The organism is Clostridium sp., assembly GCF_051278035.1.
Taxonomy (GTDB): domain Bacteria; phylum Bacillota; class Clostridia; order Clostridiales; family Clostridiaceae; genus Clostridium_AD.
This window is the reverse complement of sequence record NZ_JBNMNU010000104.1, coordinates 1-15,510: the sequence shown is the minus strand read 5'-3', so window position 1 is coordinate 15,510 and position 15,510 is coordinate 1. Positions and strand designations below refer to the sequence as shown.

The following is a 15,510-nucleotide window of genomic DNA, read 5'->3' as shown; positions in this document are numbered from 1 at the left end:
TTTTCAGCTTGCTTACCAAATACCACTACTGGTATAAAGTCAGCGTCTGGTTGACCTTCTCTTTTAAATCTTCTATTAACGGCAATAGTAAAAGTGGTTACAGCTGTTCCTGTTCCTTGAGCAAATTTCAACTCAGGATCTTTTGTTAATCTACCAACTAAAACAACCTTATTCATAAAGCACCACCTATTTTTCTGGATTTATTATGATATGTCTTATAACACTGTCAGTAATTCTGAATACTCTATCTAATTCTTTTGGTAAATCAGGATTTGCATTGAAATTGATTAATGTATAGTGGCCTTCACCAACCTTTTGTATTTCATAGGCTAATTTTCTTTTACCCCAAGCATCAACATTTTCAACTACTCCACCATTGTTTTCTATTACACCTTTAAATTTTTCAACATTAGTTTTAACAGCTTCTTCATCTAATGATGGATGTAATATGAATATAGTTTCATATTTTCTCATTAATTTCACCTCCTCCCCTCGGACTTACGGCCATGCATTGCACGGCAGGGATTACAATAATAAACTATACCACTTATTCATACTAAAATCAAGTTATTATTCCTTTTGGGGTGGTTTTTCTTTTATAACTTTCTTTACCCCCGAATCAAATTTAATTCTTGGAAGCATAACTATCCTTGCACAACCTAAACATTTTATTTTTATATCCGCACCCAACCTAATGATTTCCCAGTTCTTACTTCCGCAAGGATGAGTTTTTTTCATTTCTACAACGTCTCCTAAATTAAAAACTTTCACTACACATCCCACCTTTAAATTGCATAACTATATGATCATAACTTTTACAGTTTCTCCATTTCTAATAAAAATTTCTTTAACTTTTATAGTTCCTAATTTTATAAGGTCAATTATATTTTGAATCTCATCTTCTTCTATTTTCAAACTAATACCACAACTTTTAGTTATATAAGTCGGTGTTGGAATAACTATTAGCTTAATTTGTTTTTTTATAGATTCTCTTTCCGCCTTCATCGCTTCATGTGTATTCTGAAATGTTACTATATAATATTTATTCAATATTCCCCATCCTATTCTGTGAATTATAATTTTATAGTGTTATCTGCATTATTCATAAGTTGTACAATAGTATACATGTTTGATATTTCTCCAACAGATAGTTCATCCTTTAAATCATAAAAATCAATGCACACACCACAAACTAATATATTTGCTCCTCTTTCTATTAGTTTCTTTAAGCTACCTAGTACTGGTGAGCTTTTTGAAGTAAGCTTTACGCCTCCATTAATAAAAATTATATTATCTGGTATTGTGTCCGCTTCTGATAATGCGAATATATAGCTTTTCATAAGTATATCTCCGAGCTCGTCATCCCCTACCCCTAGTTTATCACTAGAAAATACTAAAGTTAACTTTTTCTTTTCTTTGATTTCAACATCCATTACCTCACACTTTTCTTTAATTATTTTTATAAAAAATAGCTTTTCCTTTTCTTCCACTACACTCTTATGCCCACTGCCACTTGCAAGTTTAACTATATTGTTTTTAGCAACCAAATTATCTACAATTATCGTACACTCTCCGCTTTCTATTGAATCAAAATACTTTTTAGTCTTAACTACAGGTATAGGACATTGTAGCCCTTTGCAATCAATTATATTATTCATATTATTTACGTTTTAAATTGAATCCATTAAAATCAAATTAAAACTTTCACACCCCTTTCTTTACAAAACTACTAATTTCATATACATTTACAGCTCCATAGATTATAATATAGTATTATACGTTAATTTATAAATATGTAATTATAATGTAAAGATTTATAGTTTTAAATTTTTTAGATATAAAATTATAGATTTTACTCTTTTATAAAAAGTTTATAATATTATTATAAACTATTTATAGTTTTAATTAAATCAAAACAATTTTTTTTGCTACTTTAAATAATAATAATAAATATTACACCTTGTGTAAAATCTAGCAATGATGTAATGTTTTTTAGAATCGGAGGAACTCATGAAAATATATTTAGATAACGCAGCAACTACATTTCCTAAACCACCTGAAGTTTATAGTTCAATAATGAATTATATGATGAATGTAGGAACAAACCCAGGTAGAGGTGTAACAACTGCTTCTCTTGCAGGAAATAAGGTTATTTTGAATTGTAGATACGCATTAATGGAGCTTTTTAACTTTGATAAGGTAGAAAACGTAATCTTTACACCTAATATTACCACCTCATTAAATACACTAATAAAAACAGTGGTAAAGAGTGGTTGGCACGTAATAACTTCCACAATGGATCACAACGCTACCCTAAGGCCTTTAAATTCTCTTTTAGAAAAAGGTATTATAGACCTGGACATTATTCCATGTTCAATAGAAGGACTCATTGACATAGATGATTTTATTAATACAATAAAGCCTAATACAAAACTTGTAGTTTTATCCCATGCATCAAATATTATTGGAAGTATTCAACCTTTAGAATATATAGGTAAAATTTGCAAAGAAAAAGGTATTTTTTTCATTATAGACTCCGCACAAACCGCTGGAGTGCTACCCCTGGATTTCTACAAGTTAAATTGTAATGCACTAGCTTTTACAGGTCACAAAAGTTTACTCGGGCCTCAGGGCACAGGTGGATTTTTAATTGACGATAGTTTAAATGAAATATGTACTTCTTTTATGGAAGGAGGGACAGGTAGCCTTTCATCGAGCATTACTCAACCAGATTTTCTACCTGATAAGTTCGAGAGCGGAACTTTAAACGCTCCTGGTATAGCAGGCCTTTTAGAAGGTATCAATTTTATTAATACTCAAGGTATAGACGCAATCCGTCAACATGAAGAATATTTGTTAAAGAAATTCGTAGAAGGACTTTTAAATATTGACACCATGGAGGTTTATGGATTGCTCGATTGTTCTAAAAGAACAGCGACCATCTCTGTTAATTCTACAAAAATTGACAATTCAGAATTAGGTTTTATGCTAGATACTGACTATGGAATTATAACAAGAACTGGCCTTCACTGTTCACCTCTTGCACATAAAACCATAGATACATATCCAAGTGGCACCTTACGCTTTGGAATTGGCCCCTTTAATGACATTAAAGATATTAATTATACCCTAAGTTCTCTAAGTACCATTATAAGAAAGGTGTGATTCTTTACATGGATAAAATTTTACAAAAAATTGATAGGTTAGCTATATTCTTTATTTTATATACTTTCGTTTTTGTAATATTTTTTGAAACAATAGGTTACACCCTTCCTTTTGTATTAGCTCTTGTTTTATCTTTAATTCTTAAATTTCCAACAAAACATTTAATTCAAAAATTTAAAGTTAAAAACACTATAGCTTCATTATTTACTACCACCATTTTTTTCACTATAATTGTATTATTACTCTCATTAATAATTACAACTATAACATCAGAAACAATACAACTCGCAAAAAATATTCAAGATTACATCTCTTCTAACAAAACTAGTATAGTGGACTTTGTTAATAATTTACGTAGCTATTATAAAAATTTAGACCCCAACATAATTAATAATATCGAGATAAACATTACTGATTATATAACAAAAACTATAGATATTAGTATGAATGCATCTTCAAAAATTTTTTCACAAACGCTACTATTTGTGGCTACTATACCTTATACTTTAATGGTTTTATTGTTCACATTACTTACCACCTATTTCTTTACAAAAGATTTGTCATCTTCAAGTAAAAAAATATTGGATTTAATTCCTAGTAAAAATGGTGATAGAATAAACTCCATATTTGTTGAATCAAAAAAAATGTTTAAAAATTATATCCTCTCTTACTTGTTAATAATCACTATAACATTTTTAGAAACTTTAGTTGTTTTTTTTGTTTTTAAAGTTAAGTATGCTGTTACACTAAGTATATTGTGTGGAATATTCGATTTACTCCCTATTTTTGGTATAGGAGCAATATATCTTCCTTTAATAATAATTTTCTTTATATCCCATAATTATGTAGCAGCTTTAGGACTTTTGATATCTTATATAATTATTACCATAGTAAGACAAATCATAGAACCTAAAATTGTATCTACCTCACTAGGCATTCATCCTGTAGCCGTCTTAGCCTCTATATTTATAGGACTCCGAGCAAATGGTATTCTTGGAATGCTGTTTTGTATGTTTTTAGTAGTGTTCTACAATATATTGAAAAAAGTTGAAGTTTTATAGAATAGAAAACCTCCTAGATGGATAACATCCAAATAGGAGGTTTTTTATGGTAGATAAAGTTATTTTAGATTCAATGTCAAAAGATTGCACTTATAAATTAAGAGATATTATAAGCCAGTATATTATTCCCATAGCTAAATGCTCGCGTCCCATTGTTATTTTATGTATTGGTACAGACAGATCTACTGGTGACAGTTTAGGTCCACTAGTTGGAAATAAGCTTAAATTTATGGTTAGGAATGAAATTCATGTTTATGGTAGTCTAGAGTGTCCTGTACATGCCAAAAATTTATGTGAAGTAATTGATGAAATTAATTATTCTTATACCAATCCATACATTATCGCAATTGATGCCTGCCTTGGTAGTTTACAAAATGTCGGTAAAATTATTGTTGAAGAAAAACCCTTAAGCCCTGGTGCAGCAATGAATAAAGATTTACCTAAAGTGGGTGACTTAAGTATAACAGGAGTTGTAAATATATCTGGGGCTTTTGAATTTATGGTTCTTCAAAATACAAGATTATATACAGTAATGATGCTTGCTGACGCTATATCAAACGGCTTATATCACTCAATACTCAAAACTGTAGGTGGTAAAAAACTTAATTCCATTTACAATGATTGGACTATAAAGGATCTTGAAGTTTAATTTTAAAAATATTTAAAGGAATAACAAGCATGGTAGCGTACCATACTTGTTATTCCTTTTTATGTTCTTAAAGTTATTTTTAATAAGGCTGTACATATTTACACTTTAAACTAAAGATTTACACGCGAATAGTTTTTAAAAAATATTGCTATATACTCTATTACTTAGTATATATTCTATTTCATCAATAGTCTTGCTTCCACTATCTATAATTAAAGTTCCTTCTCTTCTTATATTATTTTGCATATTTAAGCTTATGAGTCCACCATTTTTGAGATTACATATAATTGCATCACAACTAATATTGTTTTCTCTATTATTTATTACAGTATGCCCTCTTTTAATTAGTTCATTTTGCAAAACAATAAGTTCCTGAGAAATACATATTATCATACTAAAAACCCCTTTGTTTTTAGTATTGCCTATACTTGATTTTTTACTACAGCAAATTCACACTTATTCTTTTGAATTCACAGCTTGTTCTAGTACTTTGCTTTCTTCCTGAGATAACTCATACCTGGATATACCATTATCTATAGGTTTAGCATAAGTGGTGCTTTCAGTTCTACCATATATACTAGTTAATATAAATCCATTCTTATTTCCATCAAGCAATGCTATAGAAAAACTTAAATCACTTCCAACATTTTCAAAAGCTTTATACCTTATAATAGAAGTTTTCTGAACACAAGTTTTCAATCGTCCATCTAATCCATCATACATTTGTTTAATATTATCATTTTCTTCTTTAACTTCATCAATTCTATCTAAATATGATATAACCACATCTTCTAAGTTTTTTTTATTTACTCCTCTCATCAATTTTTTATATTTTTTTTCTAATTTATTCAAAAATGTATATGTCATTATAATTATTACTATTAATATAAGAACAATAACTATAAGTGCTACTATTATATACACCTGTGCATTATTTGTAAAATTATATATACTCTGCATTTTAAATTACATCCTCTCCATTATGTTTCACGTGAAACATTATATATTAAAAACTTCTAGAATTCTTTCAAAATCTTCTTCTGAATAATATTCTATTTCGATTTTACCCTTGTTTTTACTTTTTGAATTTATAAAAACTTTAGTACCAAAATGACCTTCTAACTTGTTTAATACATCTTTATAATATATATTGCTTTGTTTTTCAACTACTTTTACGGTTTTTTCACTATCAAAATTTTTAACTACTCTCTCTGTTTGCCTCACATTAAGACTGTCATCAATAACCATTTGGGAAATTTCATATTGAACTTGCTTATCATTTAAACCTAATAAAGCCCTCCCATGGCCTTCAGATATTACCCTATCGATTATGTATTCTTGAACTCTTTCATCTAAGTTTAGTAATCTCATACAATTTGTTATAGCTGCTCTTGACTTCGAAACTTTTTTACTTATTTCTTCCTGAGTAAGACTAAAATCAAGTATAAGTTTCTTGTATGCTATGGCCTCTTCAATAGGATTTAAATCTTCTCTTTGAATGTTTTCTATTAATGACAACTCTAATATTTTTCTATTATCAACATTCATTATAATTGCTGGTATTTCGGCAAGTCCAATGCTTTTAGCTGCACGGAATCTTCTTTCGCCTGCTATAACTGTATATATATCGCCTTCTTTGTTAAGTATAATAGGTTGAATAACACCATGTTCTCTTATTGATTGTGCCAATTCAGATATTTTTTCAGGATCAAAACTTTTTCTTGGTTGATCTTTATTAGCTTTAATCAAATTCATTGACACTTTTAAAATAAAAGACCCATCCTCTGCTATTTCTTCTGGTATTAGCGCACCAAGACCCTTACCTAGTCCAAATTTTTTATTCAATCCTACTCATCTCCTTGTCTATCTAAAAATTCATTTGCTAACTGCGCGTAAGCTTCTGCACCCTTACATTTATCGTCATACAACATAATTGGCAGTCCGAAACTTGGAGCTTCTGCGAGTCTTATATTTCTAGGTATTGTTGTTTCATAAACTTTCTCATTAAAGTATTTCTTGACTTCTAAAACAACCTCGTTACAAAGCTTTGTTCTATTGTCGTACATACTCAAAATTACGCCTTCAATTTCTAAATTTTTATTTAAAGATTTTCTAACAAGGCTTATGGTATTAATTAATTGACCAACACCCTCTAAAGCATAAAACTCACATTGAATAGGTGTGATTACAGTATCTGAAGCGGCGAGAGCATTTATAGTTAATATCCCTAATGATGGTGGACAATCTATAAAAACAAAATCAAATTCACCTTCAATCTCTTTTAACTTTTCCTTTAACATATTCTCGCGATTGCTTCTATTTATTAGTTCCACTTCTGCACCTACAAGTTCCATTGTAGAAGGTACTACGTATAAATTGTTGATTACCTCGCATTCTTTAATAGTATCTCTTATAGATATATCTGATGTTAATAAATCATACATTGATAAATCTATCTTTTTTTTATCAAATCCAAGTCCACTTGTAGTATTACCTTGAGGATCAATATCTACCGTTAAAACTTTTTTACCTTGCATAGCTAAACAAGCACATAAGTTTATATTCGTAGTAGTTTTACCTACCCCTCCCTTTTGATTAAAAATACATATAGTTTTCATGACTACACCTACCATTCGTAATATTTTCATAAGTTAATTTTGCTATAAAATCTTTATATTCTATACAAATCATTATATATTTATGTACAACAATTTAATAGTCTTTTTTCAAAATTACTTAAAAAACATGTAAAAAAAGCGAATGTTTCACGTGAAACATTCGCTTTTTTATATGCATATTATTTTTTAGGTATTTTTATTGTAACTTCTATACTATCTTCTAATTCCTTAGATCTATATTCTGCATTTATACCATACTTATCGAACACCTGTTTAATAGTATTTATATATACTCTAGGTGCAAAAATTCCTTTTATTTTTTTCTTTCCCTCTACTGCTACTTCATCTCTAGATAGCTTTAATAATTCTTTTTCAATAAGTTGCTCTGAATGTTTAACATTAAGTGACTTATCAATAATTATTTTTAATACTTTCTTTTGAATATTTATATCAGATAATTTTAAGAGAGCTCTTGCATGTCTTTCAGTAAGTTTATTTTCTACCAAGACAATTGTTATTTCTTTATCCAATTTTAGTAATCTTAATTTATTAGCTATTGTCGATTGTTTTTTTCCTATTAATTGTGCTAACTGCTCTTGTGTGTAAGAATGATCTTGAATAAGATTATAATAAGCTACAGCCTCTTCCAAAAAATTTAAATCTTCTCTTTGCAAATTTTCTAGTAATGCAATAGCGGCAGAATCTTTATCTGTAATATCTATAATAATTACTGGAACCTGCTGGAGTCCTATTTTTTTTGCCGCTCTTAGTCTTCTCTCTCCCGCTACCAACTCATATCTTGTTTCTCCACTCTTTCTAACTGTTAGTGGTTGAATTATTCCATAAGATTTAATTGAAAGTGAAAGTTCTTCAATTGTTTCTTCATTAAAATGCTTTCTAGGCTGATAAACATTTGGTGAGATTAATTCTACAGATACATAATTTACGTTGTTTTGCATAATATACCATCCCTCAAGTTTTTTCCTTATATTAACAATTCTTTTTTTTTGTCCAATATCCTTCTTTTTTTCATTATTTCGTACGACAAATTATAACATTATAATAGTGGGTTTTTAGAAACTATACCTGCTTTTCTAGGATACTGCCTATGGGTTCCAGAAATTTTACTTATTATAATTAGATTATGTTTTAAATCACTATCTTCAATTTGTACTTTTTCTATATGCTCTATTCGTCCACCTAGTTTCCTTATTGCATTTTGTGAACACTTAATTTCCTCTTCAGCAGCTGGTCCTTTCATCGCAACAAAATATCCACCAACCTTTATATAAGGTATACAATATTCACTCAAAACTGTTAAATTAGCAACAGCCCTTGAAACTGCAACATCAAACTTTTCTCTATACTTATGCTCTTGTGCAAAATCTTCTGCTCTACCATGAATAGCGCTAATATTTTCAAGTTGTAAATCTTTAATTACCTCATTCAAAAACTTGATTCTTTTATTCAGTGAATCTAATAGGACTATATTTATGTCAGGTTTCATTATTTTCATTGGTATACCTGGAAATCCACCTCCAGTACCTATATCGATGATGTTTTTCGCATCCTTTAGGCCGTCAAACTTAAAAACTTTCATAGAATCAATGAAGTGTTTCTTTACTATGTCTTCATCTTCTTTTATAGCTGTTAAATTTATTTTCTCATTCCATTCTTTTATAAGATCTTTATATCTCATAAATTGCTGGTACTTTTTTTCATTAAAATCAAGACCAACATTGTTGCTAGCTTCATTCAATATATCGAAGTATTCCATAGTTCATCTCCTCATTTTAAGTCTATTTTGTTGCTCAAGATATATCATTAAAACCGACATATCTGCAGGTGATACTCCCGATATTCTAGAAGCTTGACCTATGCTTTCCGGTTTAATTTCACCTAGTTTTTGCATAGCTTCTATTCTTAATCCTTTTATATTATTATAGTTCATATCTTTTGATATAAATTTATTTTCAAATTTCTTAAATTGTTTAATTTGATCTAATTGCTTTTGTATATATCCTTCATATTTTGAAATAATATTAACTTGCTCTTGTATAAATTTATTTAATTTCGGTCTATCTACATCAAGCTTTGAAACTTTGTAATAATCAAGCTCTGGTCTTTTTATAAGCTCGTATAAACTAATAGGCTTTTTTAGTGGTGTAGAGCTTAAAGAAATTAAAAATTCCTCAATCTCTTTTTTGTTTGTAATTTGTAAATGTTTAATTCTATCGATTTCTTCTTCCAGTTGCATCTTCTTTTTCACAAATATATCATATCTATGTTCTTTAACAAGTCCTACGCCATATCCTATTTCAGTCAACCTTAAATCAGCGTTATCTTGCCTTAGAAGCAATCTATACTCCGCTCTTGACGTCATCATCCTATACGGTTCGTTGGTACCTTTAGTAACTAAATCATCTATTAAAACCCCTATATATGCATCTGATCTTTTTAATATTAATGGCTCTTTGTCTTGAATCGTAAGTGCAGCATTAATTCCTGCCATAAGCCCCTGAGCTGCAGCTTCTTCATATCCAGAAGAACCGTTTATTTGACCAGCAGAGAATAATCCACGAATGTTTTTAAATTCTAATGAAAGTTTTAAATCCGTTGAATATAAACAATCATATTCTATAGCATAGGCAGTTCTCATAATCTCTACATTTTCAAGTCCTGGTACTGTTTTTAACACTTTAACCTGAACATCCTCAGGAAGTGAGCTTGACATACCTTGCACATACATCTCCTCGGTAGTCTCACCTTCCGGTTCAATAAATATTTGATGCCTTTCTTTGTCCGCAAATCTCATTACTTTATCTTCAATAGAAGGGCAATATCTAGGACCAGTACTAACTATAGATCCATTGTATAGAGGAGATCTATGAATATTTTCTCTAATTACATTATGAGTAAATTCATTTGTATAAGTTAAATAGCAAGATACTTGCGCACGACGTATATCTTCACTTATAAATGAAAATGGAACTATTTCAGCATCACCGCACTGTTCCTCCATTTTAGAAAAGTCCACCGATCTTTTATTTATTCTAGCTGGAGTTCCTGTTTTAAATCTTCGAAGTCTAATTCCCGCTTCCTCTAAAGAATTAGAAAGCTCATTAGCTGGCAGAAGTCCACTAGGACCTTCATCATAATTATGCTCTCCTATTATAACATTTGATTTTAAATACGTTCCAGAAGCTATAATAATAGACTTAGCTTCAAAGTATGCTCCATTTTTAGTTAGAACACCTTTAACCTTTCCATCCGTTACATCTATAGATACTACTTCTAATTGTCTTAATTGTAAATTTTCTTGTTTTTCCAGAACGCTTTTCATTCTTTGCCCATATGCTTTTTTATCAGCTTGAGCCCTTAGTGAGAAAACAGCTGGGCCTTTAGATTTATTTAACATTCTTGATTGTATATATGTATTATCAATGTTTATTCCCATTTCGCCACCAAGAGCATCTATTTCTCTCACTAAATGTCCTTTAGCAGTTCCACCAATATTGGGGTTGCATGGCATTAGTGCCACACTATCTAAGTTCATTGCACATATTAGTGTTTTACATCCCATTCTTGCAGATGCAAGAGCGGCCTCACATCCTGCGTGACCAGCTCCAACGACTACAACGTCAAAATTCCCTGCAATATATTTCATATTAATCCCTACTTTCCTAAGCAAAATTCTGAGAATATCTTATGTATGATATCTTCTTCTAATGATTCTCCCGTAATCTCACCTAAATTCGTCCATGCATTTCGTATATCAATTGATGCCAGATCTATAGCCATAGTATATTCTAATGCTTTTATCGACGATTCTAAATTTTCTTTTGCTCTTATTAAAGCCTGTTTATGCCTATTATTTGTAACGTATATTCCTTCAGTTTTTATTTCACCATTAAAAAATAAGTCTTTAATATATTCTTTAACGTGTTCTAATCCCTCACCTGTTTTTATGGAAACATTGGTTATATATTCGGATTTAAGATTTTGTAATTCATTTATATCTATTTTACCACCCAAATCACATTTATTTAATAGCACAATATATTTTTTATCTTTAATATATTCAATAATTTGTCTATCTTCTTTTTCTAGTTCACTACTAAGATCCAAAATTAAGATAACTAAATCAGCCTCATCTATTTTTTCTTTTGATTTTTCTACTCCTATTTTTTCAACTATGTCTTGTGTTTCACGAATACCTGCAGTATCTACTATTTTAATTGGTATACCTTCAATACTTATATATTCCTCTATTGCATCCCTTGTAGTACCTGGAACGTCAGAAACAATTGCCCTTTTTTCTTTGACAAGGGCATTAAGTAGTGATGATTTTCCTACATTAGGCTTTCCAACTATAACAGTACTTAAGCCTTCTCTTAATATTTTACCTTCATCTGCAGTGCTTAAAAGAATGTCAATCTCACTTACGAGTTTAATAACATCTTCATTAACTTTATCTGCAGTTATTTCTTCCATATCCTCTTCAGGATAATCAACTGTAGCCTCTATATGTGCAATCACAGTAAGTAACTTATTTCTTATAATCTTTATTTCCCTGGAAATTGTACCTTCTGACTGCATAAGTGCTGATTTTAAACTTAACTCTGTCTTTGCTCTTATTATATCTATAACTGCCTCAGCTTCACTTAAATCAATTCTACCATTTAAAAATGCTCTTTTAGTAAATTCCCCAGGCTCTGCCATTCTTGCTCCTGCGCGTATAACTTCTTGTAAAATTATATTAGTACCAACTATGCCACCATGACAATTTATTTCAATAGTATCTTCCGCAGTAAAACTTTTAGGTCCTTTCATGTAAGAAATAATAACTTCGTCTAATCTACTTCCATTTTTATCAACAACATGACCATATCTCATAGTGTAAGGTTTTAAGTCATGAAGTCTTCTGTTTTTTTTTCCTATAAATATACTATCTACTATTTCTATGGACTTATCACCAGATACTCTGATTATAGATATACCACCCTCACCTATACTAGTTGCTATTGCAGCTATAGTATCGAATTCTTTCATTAAATACTACCTCCTAATTTTATGCGTATTAATTATTATATCTGAATAAATTCTGTAATATAATTACATCATTATAATTATTTTTATAATTTAAAAAGAAAGCCCTTAGGCTTTCTTTAAATCAACTACAACTCTTCTATAGGGTTCATCACCTTCACTAAATGTATAAATATATGAATCATTTTGAAGTGTTGAGTGTATTATTCTTCTTTCATAAGGATTCATAGGTTCAAGCTTTAATACCCTACCACTAACCCTTACCTTATAGGCAATTTTAGATGCGAGCCTTTTTAGTGTCTCTTCTCGTTTTGCTCTATAATTTTCAGTATCTAATATTACTCTTCTATACTCTTCATTATGATTTTTATTTATAACTAAGCTTACAATATATTGAAGGGAATCTAAAGTCTCACCTCTATATCCTATTAATAGTCCCATATTAGGTCCAATTAAGCTGATTCTTATTTCATTATTTACTTCTTTAAGTGATATTTCTGCTTTCATATTCATAGCATTAAGTACATCTGTAAGGAAAATTTTCGCTTCAGATAGAATATCTCTTTTTACTGAAACTCTAATCTTAGCAGGTTTTACACCTATAATGTTTAAAAACCCTCTGCTACCTTCATCTGTAATTTCCACTTCTATTTTATCTCTTGTAAGTTTAAGCTCAGTCAATGCAACATTAATTGCATCCTCTACAGTTTTTCCCATCATTTCTATAACCTTCATATTGTACTACACCCGCCTTTCTAAATATAAAATTAGGCACTTGTGTTAAATCTCTTTTTTTGAAGCTTCCAATTTATTTATAGCTAAAGTTTGAATTACTTGTAGTATGTTATTTAATACCCAATATAATACTAATGCACCTGGAAAGTTAAGACTCATAAATCCCATAAAAATAGCCATTACAACATTCATTGTTGAAGTTTGCTTAGATTTACCTTCATCTCCTGATGTTTTTGGTTGCATAAGTTTTGATGAAAAATATGTAGTTACCATAGATAGTACTGGTAATATATATAGAGGGTCTTTTAATGTTAAATCCTTCATCCATAAGAAACCAGCACCATTCATATCTAAGTTTCTAAACACATAAAACATAGCAAATAAAATAGGCATTTGAATAAGCATTGGCAAACATCCGCCCATTGGATTTACTCCATTTTCTTTATAAAGTTTCATAACCTCTTGTTGCGATTTTTGAGGATCACTTTTATATTTTGCTTGAACCTTCTTAACTTCTGGTCCAATCGCACCCATTTTAGCAGTTGATTTTGTTTGTTTAATACTTAATGGTAACAATAATACCCTTATTAAGATTGTAAAAATAATTATTGCGAGTCCAAATGATATATCATCATTTGGTATAATTCCATTTATTCCACCTTGTATAATGAAAAATAGCTTTTCAAGTGGAACAGTTATAAAATCAAAATTCAAAAATAAAACCTCCTAAGTGCTTATTTAACTGGATCAAACCCACCCTTATTAAAAGGATGACATTTGAGTATTCTCCTTATTCCCATAATAGAGCCTTTTATTGCCCCATATTTTTCAATAGCTTCTAATGTATACTGAGAACATGTAGGGTAAAATATACAACAAGGCCTCTTAAAAGGTGATATATATTTTCTATAAAGTTTAATGCCCAGTATAAATATTTTTTTCATTATTAAACAAACCTGCCTTCTTAAGCAAATTTTTTAGTGCACTCTCTATTTCTTTATAATTTTTAGAATTAGAAGGATTTCTTGCAATGAAAACTAAATCATAACTCGTCTTTAATCCTTCATTGTTAAGCCTATAGCTTTCTGAAATAAGTCTTTTAACTCTACCTCTAATTACACTATTTCCAACTTTTTTGCTCACGGATATTCCAAATCTATTAATATCTCTACCATTCTTATAAATGTATAAAACCAATGATAGATTAGAAAAAGATTTTCCTCTCCTATATACTGTTCTAAATTCAGTATTCTTTCTAATTCTGTATTTCTTCACGTTAATGTTCAAATTAGCCGCCCTCTTTTCCGCAAATTGCAGAAAAAGGCCACATTAGCGGCCCTTATGCTGTCAATCTTTTTCTACCCTTTTGTCTTCTTATTCTAAGGATGTTTCTGCCTGAAGCTGTTTTCATTCTCTTTCTGAATCCGTGTTCTTTCTTTCTTTGTCTCTTTTTTGGTTGGTAAGTCATGAACATATCTACTACACCCCCTTGATTTAAATCTCAAATCATAGCAATCACATTACAATCGCATATTTTTGGTTTTACTATTAGATTATATATTCATAGCCTTGTAATGTCAAGATAAGCATTTTAATTGTTATTGTTGATATTTTTTATATTAATATATTTTTTTGTGGATAACTTCTTGAACACCTTGGTTTTTTTTGATATTATATAACAATGAACTGTGAATAACCTATATAAAAATAAAGTTATTCACAAGTTGTGGACAAAATTGTGAATAACTACTACAATATTGTATAAAACTTATACTTATTTATCTATTTTTAGCTATTTAAGTAGATTTATTCGTTATTTAATATGTTGATATGTTTTTTTTTATATTGTTAGTAATTTAAGTTATATTAGAAATGTTAACACAGTTATTAACATGTGTATATTTTTAATGTTACTTATTAACAAGCAATAAGTTATAATTTTAATGTTTATAACTTTGTTTATATTTTGTTTGCTGTTTTATAAATTTTTTTTTTACTTGACTGGAGGATAGATAATGAGCACCCAAATTAAAGATATCTGGGAAAAAACCTTAAATATTGTAAAAGGTGAACTTACAGAAGTTAGTTTTAATACTTGGATTAAAAGTATAGAACCTATGGCCTTAGACAATAATACTTTTAAATTAGGTGTTCCTAATAATTTTACCAAAGACATTCTAGAAAATAGATATAAAGATTTGATAATGAATGCTGTAAAATTACTTACATCTAA

The 15,510-nt window shown here is 29.5% G+C and carries 22 protein-coding genes; 4 read left to right on the top strand and 18 right to left on the bottom strand.

Features of this window, described 5'->3' with window-relative positions; translation table 11 throughout:
- The 5 genes from ACJAX4_RS15120 to yedF all read right to left on the bottom strand — a co-directional run.
- Nucleotides 1–176: single-stranded DNA-binding protein (locus ACJAX4_RS15120; RefSeq protein ID WP_435790290.1), on the bottom strand; the 176-nt coding region annotated here is incomplete at its 3' end.
- 10 nt (nt 177–186) lie between these two features.
- Complete coding sequence (rpsF, locus tag ACJAX4_RS15115; RefSeq protein WP_435790288.1) at nt 187–474, bottom strand: 30S ribosomal protein S6; 288 nt, start codon at nt 472–474, stop codon at nt 187–189.
- Nucleotides 475–570: 96 nt separating this feature from the next.
- The gene (locus ACJAX4_RS15110; protein WP_435790287.1) at nt 571–771 is read right to left on the bottom strand and encodes a DUF951 domain-containing protein; all 201 of its coding nucleotides are present in this window, start codon (nt 769–771) and stop codon (nt 571–573) included.
- A gap of 27 nt (nt 772–798) precedes the next feature.
- Entirely contained in the window at nt 799–1,050 is a 252-nt protein-coding gene (locus ACJAX4_RS15105) for a DUF3343 domain-containing protein (protein WP_435790286.1), read from the bottom strand.
- Nucleotides 1,051–1,073: 23 nt separating this feature from the next.
- The gene (gene yedF / locus ACJAX4_RS15100) at nt 1,074–1,658 is read right to left on the bottom strand and encodes a sulfurtransferase-like selenium metabolism protein YedF (protein ID WP_435790285.1); all 585 of its coding nucleotides are present in this window, start codon (nt 1,656–1,658) and stop codon (nt 1,074–1,076) included.
- Between the two features lie 352 nt (nt 1,659–2,010).
- On the opposite strand from yedF, the gene ACJAX4_RS15095 reads away from it, so the two are divergent.
- From ACJAX4_RS15095 to yyaC, 3 genes are read left to right on the top strand one after another with little or no spacing between them, the layout of a single operon-like run.
- Nucleotides 2,011–3,165 (top strand): aminotransferase class V-fold PLP-dependent enzyme, encoded by a 1,155-nt coding sequence (locus tag ACJAX4_RS15095; RefSeq protein WP_435790284.1) that lies wholly within the window; start codon nt 2,011–2,013, stop codon nt 3,163–3,165.
- A gap of 8 nt (nt 3,166–3,173) precedes the next feature.
- Complete coding sequence (ytvI, locus tag ACJAX4_RS15090; protein ID WP_435790283.1) at nt 3,174–4,226, top strand: sporulation integral membrane protein YtvI; 1,053 nt, start codon at nt 3,174–3,176, stop codon at nt 4,224–4,226.
- A 46-nt stretch (nt 4,227–4,272) separates the two neighbouring features.
- On the top strand, nt 4,273–4,875 hold the full coding sequence (yyaC, locus tag ACJAX4_RS15085; protein ID WP_435790282.1) for a spore protease YyaC: 603 nt from the start codon (nt 4,273–4,275) through the stop codon (nt 4,873–4,875).
- Nucleotides 4,876–5,010: 135 nt separating this feature from the next.
- On the opposite strand, the gene ACJAX4_RS15080 is transcribed toward yyaC, so the two are convergent.
- The 13 genes from ACJAX4_RS15080 to rpmH all read right to left on the bottom strand — a co-directional run bounded on the left by ACJAX4_RS15080 (nt 5,011) and on the right by rpmH (nt 14,751).
- A complete protein-coding gene (locus ACJAX4_RS15080; RefSeq protein ID WP_435790281.1) occupies nt 5,011–5,268 on the bottom strand; it encodes a YkuS family protein in 258 nt (85 codons plus the stop codon).
- 63 nt (nt 5,269–5,331) lie between these two features.
- Nucleotides 5,332–5,835, bottom strand: a complete 504-nt coding sequence (locus tag ACJAX4_RS15075; RefSeq protein WP_435790280.1) for a DUF4446 family protein — start codon at nt 5,833–5,835, stop codon at nt 5,332–5,334.
- Nucleotides 5,836–5,874: 39 nt separating this feature from the next.
- Nucleotides 5,875–6,720 (bottom strand): ParB/RepB/Spo0J family partition protein, encoded by an 846-nt coding sequence (locus tag ACJAX4_RS15070; protein WP_435790279.1) that lies wholly within the window; start codon nt 6,718–6,720, stop codon nt 5,875–5,877.
- Between the two features lie 2 nt (nt 6,721–6,722).
- Nucleotides 6,723–7,493, bottom strand: coding sequence for a ParA family protein (locus ACJAX4_RS15065; protein WP_435790278.1), 771 nt, complete (start codon nt 7,491–7,493; stop codon nt 6,723–6,725).
- Nucleotides 7,494–7,672: 179 nt separating this feature from the next.
- Complete coding sequence (locus ACJAX4_RS15060) at nt 7,673–8,452, bottom strand: ParB/RepB/Spo0J family partition protein (RefSeq protein WP_435790277.1); 780 nt, start codon at nt 8,450–8,452, stop codon at nt 7,673–7,675.
- Nucleotides 8,453–8,550: 98 nt separating this feature from the next.
- Entirely contained in the window at nt 8,551–9,270 is a 720-nt protein-coding gene (gene rsmG, locus ACJAX4_RS15055; RefSeq protein ID WP_435790276.1) for a 16S rRNA (guanine(527)-N(7))-methyltransferase RsmG, read from the bottom strand.
- Nucleotides 9,271–9,273: 3 nt separating this feature from the next.
- A complete protein-coding gene (mnmG, locus tag ACJAX4_RS15050) occupies nt 9,274–11,160 on the bottom strand; it encodes a tRNA uridine-5-carboxymethylaminomethyl(34) synthesis enzyme MnmG (protein WP_435790275.1) in 1,887 nt (628 codons plus the stop codon).
- 8 nt (nt 11,161–11,168) lie between these two features.
- A complete protein-coding gene (gene mnmE, locus ACJAX4_RS15045; protein WP_435790274.1) occupies nt 11,169–12,545 on the bottom strand; it encodes a tRNA uridine-5-carboxymethylaminomethyl(34) synthesis GTPase MnmE in 1,377 nt (458 codons plus the stop codon).
- 105 nt (nt 12,546–12,650) lie between these two features.
- Nucleotides 12,651–13,277 (bottom strand): RNA-binding cell elongation regulator Jag/EloR, encoded by a 627-nt coding sequence (jag, locus tag ACJAX4_RS15040; RefSeq protein ID WP_435790273.1) that lies wholly within the window; start codon nt 13,275–13,277, stop codon nt 12,651–12,653.
- Between the two features lie 45 nt (nt 13,278–13,322).
- Nucleotides 13,323–13,991, bottom strand: coding sequence for a membrane protein insertase YidC (yidC, locus tag ACJAX4_RS15035; RefSeq protein ID WP_435790272.1), 669 nt, complete (start codon nt 13,989–13,991; stop codon nt 13,323–13,325).
- A 20-nt stretch (nt 13,992–14,011) separates the two neighbouring features.
- Nucleotides 14,012–14,221, bottom strand: coding sequence for a membrane protein insertion efficiency factor YidD (gene yidD / locus ACJAX4_RS15030; RefSeq protein WP_435790271.1), 210 nt, complete (start codon nt 14,219–14,221; stop codon nt 14,012–14,014).
- Nucleotides 14,193–14,552 (bottom strand): ribonuclease P protein component, encoded by a 360-nt coding sequence (gene rnpA, locus ACJAX4_RS15025; RefSeq protein WP_435790289.1) that lies wholly within the window; start codon nt 14,550–14,552, stop codon nt 14,193–14,195. Before rnpA ends, yidD begins: the two co-directional genes overlap by 29 nt.
- Before the next feature lie 64 nt (nt 14,553–14,616).
- A complete protein-coding gene (rpmH, locus tag ACJAX4_RS15020) occupies nt 14,617–14,751 on the bottom strand; it encodes a 50S ribosomal protein L34 (RefSeq protein ID WP_291642134.1) in 135 nt (44 codons plus the stop codon).
- Nucleotides 14,752–15,292: 541 nt separating this feature from the next.
- On the opposite strand from rpmH, the gene ACJAX4_RS15015 reads away from it, so the two are divergent.
- On the top strand, nt 15,293–15,510 hold a 218-nt coding region (locus ACJAX4_RS15015), incomplete at its 3' end, for a DnaA N-terminal domain-containing protein (protein ID WP_435790270.1).

Excerpts from the sequence above, each read along its gene's own strand:
- rpsF (WP_435790288.1), bottom strand. The coding sequence starts at position 474 with ATGAGAAAATATGAAACTATATTCATATTACATCCATCATTAGATGAA.
- yedF (WP_435790285.1), bottom strand. The coding sequence starts at position 1,658 with ATGAATAATATAATTGATTGCAAAGGGCTACAATGTCCTATACCTGTA.
- ACJAX4_RS15095 (WP_435790284.1), top strand. The coding sequence starts at position 2,011 with ATGAAAATATATTTAGATAACGCAGCAACTACATTTCCTAAACCACCT.
- ytvI (WP_435790283.1), top strand. The coding sequence starts at position 3,174 with ATGGATAAAATTTTACAAAAAATTGATAGGTTAGCTATATTCTTTATT.
- yyaC (WP_435790282.1), top strand. The coding sequence starts at position 4,273 with ATGGTAGATAAAGTTATTTTAGATTCAATGTCAAAAGATTGCACTTAT.
- ACJAX4_RS15080 (WP_435790281.1), bottom strand. The coding sequence starts at position 5,268 with ATGATAATATGTATTTCTCAGGAACTTATTGTTTTGCAAAATGAACTA.
- ACJAX4_RS15075 (WP_435790280.1), bottom strand. The coding sequence starts at position 5,835 with ATGCAGAGTATATATAATTTTACAAATAATGCACAGGTGTATATAATA.
- ACJAX4_RS15065 (WP_435790278.1), bottom strand. The coding sequence starts at position 7,493 with ATGAAAACTATATGTATTTTTAATCAAAAGGGAGGGGTAGGTAAAACT.
- ACJAX4_RS15060 (WP_435790277.1), bottom strand. The coding sequence starts at position 8,452 with ATGCAAAACAACGTAAATTATGTATCTGTAGAATTAATCTCACCAAAT.
- rsmG (WP_435790276.1), bottom strand. The coding sequence starts at position 9,270 with ATGGAATACTTCGATATATTGAATGAAGCTAGCAACAATGTTGGTCTT.
- mnmG (WP_435790275.1), bottom strand. The coding sequence starts at position 11,160 with ATGAAATATATTGCAGGGAATTTTGACGTTGTAGTCGTTGGAGCTGGT.
- mnmE (WP_435790274.1), bottom strand. The coding sequence starts at position 12,545 with ATGAAAGAATTCGATACTATAGCTGCAATAGCAACTAGTATAGGTGAG.
- jag (WP_435790273.1), bottom strand. The coding sequence starts at position 13,277 with ATGAAGGTTATAGAAATGATGGGAAAAACTGTAGAGGATGCAATTAAT.
- yidD (WP_435790271.1), bottom strand. The coding sequence starts at position 14,221 with ATGAAAAAAATATTTATACTGGGCATTAAACTTTATAGAAAATATATA.
- rpmH (WP_291642134.1), bottom strand. The coding sequence starts at position 14,751 with ATGTTCATGACTTACCAACCAAAAAAGAGACAAAGAAAGAAAGAACAC.